This window comes from Streptomyces sp. NPDC057253 (genome assembly GCF_042669125.1).
In the GTDB taxonomy this organism is placed as follows: domain Bacteria; phylum Actinomycetota; class Actinomycetes; order Streptomycetales; family Streptomycetaceae; genus Streptomyces.
In genome coordinates this window covers 1-5135 of record NZ_JBHUXV010000257.1, presented here as the reverse complement: position 1 = coordinate 5135, position 5135 = coordinate 1, and the positions used below count along the sequence as shown (strand labels likewise).

General features: G+C 67.7%; 1 protein-coding gene. It reads right to left on the bottom strand.

From position 1 onward, the window contains the following. A partial coding sequence (locus tag ACFULQ_RS48495; RefSeq protein WP_383558081.1) for an amino acid adenylation domain-containing protein occupies positions 1-5135 on the bottom strand: 5135 nt, incomplete at both ends.

Sequence of the window (5135 nt, the reverse complement as noted above, 5' to 3'; positions counted from 1 at the left end):
CACCCCTCCAACACCCGAGCCCGCTCCCCCAGACCCAACACATCCACCCCAGACACCCGAGACGACGGATCCTCCACCAACGCCTCAAGCACCCGCACCAGACAACCGACGAACCTCTCAACCGTGCTCGCCTCAAACAAATCCGCAGAGCCGACGGCGAGCCCGCCGATTCCCGCCGGGACGCCCTGCGGATCGAATTCCTCACCAACCGCCAGAGCAAGGTCGAACTTCGCCCCCACCTGCTCCGTAGGCATCCCGCTGGCCTGCAGACCGGTCAGCCCGTGCAGCGCTGCGAAGTCCGTGCCCGACACCGAAATGGTGTCCTGGAAGGTAAGGATGACCTGGAAGAGGGGATGGCGGGCCAGGGACCGGGCCGGGGCCAGCTCCTCCACCAACCGCTCGAACGGCACATCCTGATGCGCGAACGCGCGAAGACCCGTCTCCCGCACCCGCTCCAACAGGTCAACGAACGTCGGATCACCGGACAGGTCCGTACGCAGCACCAGGCTGTTGACGAAGCAGCCGACCAGATCGTCCAGAGCCTCATCCGTACGGCCCGCAATCGCCGCGCCGACGGGCACATCGGCTCCGGCGCCGAGCCCCGACAGGGTCACCGCAAGTCCGGCCTGCATCAGCATGAACAGAGTCACGCCCCGCTCCCGCGCCAGCTCCAGGAGCCGTGCGTGCAGATCTGCGGGAACATTCAGCCGCACCGAGTGGCCCAGGTGAGATGGCACCGCCGGTCGTGGACGGTCGAATGGGAGATCCAACTCTTCCGACATGCCTGCCAGTTCGGCACGCCAGTAAGCGATCTGCTGGGAGATCACGCTCCCTGGGTCGTCCTCAGCGCCCAGCAGCTCGCGCTGCCACAGCGCATAGTCCGCGTACTGCACGGGCAGCGGCTCCCACTCCGGAGCCCGCCCCGCACACCGCGCCGCATACGCAGCCGACAAGTCCCTCGCCAGCGGGCCGTTCGACCAGCCATCACTCGCAATGTGATGCACGACGAGCACCAACACATGCTCATCCGGCCCCACAGCGAACAGCCGGACGCGCAACGGAATCTCAGCTCCCAGGTCGAAGCCCTGCCCCGTCACCTCGGCCATAGCACCGGTCAGTTCGTCGGGCGCGACTTCGAGGACCGGCAGCTCGAACCCAACCTCCTCAACCCGGAGTATCTGCTGATACGGCTCGCCGTCCGCCGCCCCCGCGAACACCGTGCGCAGCACCTCGTGCCGGCCCACCACATCCCGCAGAGCCCCTTCGAGAGCCTCGCGGTCCAAGTGGCCGGTAAGGCGTAATGCCATCGCAATGTTGTATGTCGCGCTCGGCCCCGCCAACTGTCCGAGAAACCACAGGCGTTGCTGTGCATGCGAGAGAGGAATCCGCTCCGGACGCACTCTCGCCGCCAACGCTCCGCGAGCGGAATCAGCCCCGCTCAGGAGAGCAGCGACTCCAGCCGGCGTCGGCGTGTCGAAGAGTGCCCGCAGCGGCAATTCCACACCCAGCACCGCGCGCACCCGGCTCACCAAACGGGTCGCCAGCAGTGAGTGTCCGCCCATCGCGAAGAAGCCGTCGTCCACGCCCACTTCGGGCAGACCGAGGACCTGGGCGAACACCCCGCAGAGGATCTCCTCCTGCGGAGTCGACGGGGTTCGGGCGGCGTCGTTTGCCGCCGTCCCGTAGTTCGGGGCCGGTAGCGCCCTGCGGTCCAGCTTGCCGTTGAGCGTGAGCGGCAGCTCGTCCAGGACCACCACTGCCGAAGGCACCATGTATTCAGGCAGCCGGTCGGCCGCGGCATCCCGGATTCGCGCTGACAGTTCCTCGTGGACAGCGTCTTCGGTTGGGACCACGTAGGCGACGAGACGTGTGTCGCCAGGCTCCTCCACCCTGGTGACCACTGCGACCTGCGCCACTCCCGCGCACGCCGACAGCACGGCCGCCGCCTCACCCGGCTCTACTCGGAATCCGCGGATCTTCACCTGCTCGTCCGCTCGACCCAGGTATTCCAGCTGCCCGTGGGCCGTCCATCTGGCCAGATCGCCGGTGCGGTACATCCGCCCGCCGGCCCCGAACGGGGACGCCACGAACCGCTCCGCGGTCAGGGCACCACGGCCGACGTATCCTCGCGCCAACTGTTCGCCGGCCAAGTACAGTTCGCCGCCGACTCCGGTGGGTACGGGATTGAGCGAGGCGTCCAGGACGTACACCTGGGTGTTCGCGATCGGGGCACCGATCGGTACAGATCCTCCCGTCCGTGTGGGGCGGCACTCCCAGGCCGTCACGTCGACCGACGCCTCGGTGGGCCCGTACAGGTTGTGCAGTTCCACGTCGTCATAGAGCTCGAAGAACCGTGCCTGGGTGGGCAAGGACAGCGCCTCACCCGAGCAGATCACGCGCCGCAGGGTCGTGCAGCCGGCCGCCATGGGTACGGACAGGAAGGTTTCCAGCATCGATGGCACGAAGTGGGCTGTCGTCACACGTCGTTGGCGTATGAGATCTGCGATGTACTCCGGATCCCGGTGGCCGCCCGGTTCGGCCAGGACCAGTGCTGCGCCGTTGAGCAGCGGCCAGAAGAACTCCCATACCGATACATCGAACCCGAACGGTGTCTTCTGCAGCACCCGGTCTTCCGTCGTCAGGCCATATCGAGCCTGCATCCACTGGAGCCGATTAACCACTCCCGTGTGGGGAATCGCCACGCCCTTGGGGCGGCCGGTCGAACCCGAGGTGAAGATCACGTAGGCAGGGTTCTTCGGCGCAGGTGCCACCTCGGGCGCGTACGCTGGCTGCGCTTCGATGTCCGTCGCGTCATCCGGGTCATCCACCGTGATGCGCGCGACATGCTCAGGCAGCACTCCGGCGAAGGCCGCCGTGGTCAGCGCCCACTGCACGGCCGCGTCGCCCAGCATGTCCGCGATCCGCTCAGCCGGGTACTCCGGGTCCACCGGCAGATACGCGCATCCCGCTTTCAGCACAGCGACGAGCGCCACCACCATCTCGATGCCGCGCTCCATGCAGACCGCGACCACCGACTCCGGGCCCATGCCGCGTGCGACCAGCAACCGTGCCAGCTGGTTCGCACGCGCGTCGAGTTCGGCATACGACACCTCGGCATCGCCTGACAGCAGGGCCACGGCCTCCGGCGTACGCGCCGCCTGTGCCGCAAGCAGTTCCGGCAGCGTGGCGGATCCCACCTCGACGGCGGTGTCGTTCCACTCCGTCAGGAGCCGGTCCCGTTCACCCGCCTCCAGCACTTCGACCGCGCCGATGCTCGAGCGCGGATCGGCCGCCAGAGCCTCAGCAACCCGGGCCCAGTAGGCCGCGATCCGCTCCGCCGTCTCCACGTCGAACAGGTCGGTCGCCGCAACGAGCACGCCCTGCAGCCCCGCAGCAGCACCCTGAGCGTCGAATCTCTCCCCCACGGAGACCTCGAGGTCGAACCTCGCCGCCGTCGCCCCTGCCGACATTCCCTCAACCATGAGGCCGGGCAGATCCAGGACAGCCGAGTCCGTGTTCTGGACCGTCAGCATCACCTGGAACAACGGGTGCCGGGACAACGAGCGGACCGGTGCCAGCTCTTCCACCAGTCGCTCGAACGGCACGTCCTGATGCTCGAACGCGCCCAACCCCGCCTCTCGAACCCGGTCGAGGACCTCCTCGAACGTCGGATTCCCGGAGAGATCGGTTCGAACAACCAAGGTATTCACGAAGAAGCCAACCAGGTCGTCCAACGACCTGTCCGTACGGCCGGCGATCGCCGACCCGATCGGAAGGTCCGTGCCCGCGCCCAACCGGTTCAGCGTCACGGCCAAAGCCGCCTGCATCAGCATGAACAGGGTCACGCCTCGTTCTCGCGCCACCAGGACCAGCCGTTCATGCACCTCGGCCGGGAGCTCCAGCGATACGCGATGTCCTTGGTAGGACGGGACAGCCGGGCGGGGACGGTCGGTCGGGAGCACCAGCTCCTCAGGGACGCCGTCGAGCTTCTCGCGCCAGTACGCGACCTGTTGGGAGAGCAGACTCTGCGGATCGTCTTGCGCACCCAGCAGCTCCCGCTGCCACAGCGCGTAGTCCACGTACTGCACCGGCAATGGCTCCCAATTCGGCACCTGACCCGCGGTCCTCGCCGCGTAGGCCAGTGACAGGTCCCGTGCCAGAGGACCGTTCGACCAGCCGTCGCCCGCGATGTGGTGAACCACCACCAGCAGGACGTGCTCATTGGGTGCTGAGGCGAACAGGTGGGCGTGCAGCGGGATCTGAGCGCTCAAGTCGATGCCACGGCTCGCGGCCTCGACCACCGCGCCGTTCAGTTCCTCCGGAGCGATCTCCACCACCGGCAGCGCGAAACCGGTCTCTTCCACGGAGAGGATGCGCTGGTAGGGCTCACCATCGTCCGCCGCTTCGAACACGGTGCGCAGTACCTCGTGCCTGCCCAGCACATCCCTCAGGGCGCCGTCGAGGGCCTCGCGGTCGAGGTCGCCGGTCAGCCGCAGCGCCATCGGGAGGGCGTAGGTTGCGCTGGGCCCCTCCAACTGGCCAAGGAACCAAAGCCTTTGCTGCGCGTACGAAAGCGGGAGTCGCTCTGGACGCTTGGCAGGTGTGAGAGCGGGGCGCGCCGGGTTCGCACCGTTCAGTCGGGCGGCCACGCCGGCCGGTGTCGGTGCGTCGAACAGTGCGCGCAAGGATAGGTCCGCACCCAGCACCGCACGGACACGGCTCACCATGCGCATGGCGAGCAGCGAATGACCGCCCAGTGCGAAGAAGTCGTCATCGACACGGACGCTCTCCAGGCCGAGAAGCTGCGCGAACTCCCCGCACAGAATCTGTTCCTGCACTGTGGACGGTCGCCTGCCCACGCCCGCTGCGGCTGCGAACTCCGGCGCGGGCAGTGCTTCGCGGTCGAGTTTGCCGTTCGCCGTGAGCGGCAACACCTCCAGCACCACCACCGCCGACGGCACCATGTACCCCGGCAACCGCTCCGCCGCGAACTGCCGAACCCCGTCCGCCAGACCCTCCGGCTCCGCCTCCACGTCAGCTGGCACCACATAGGCGACAAGACGCCTACCACCCGCGGCATCCTCCCCGGCAACGACGGCAACCTGCGCCAACCCGGCATACGCAGCCAACACCGA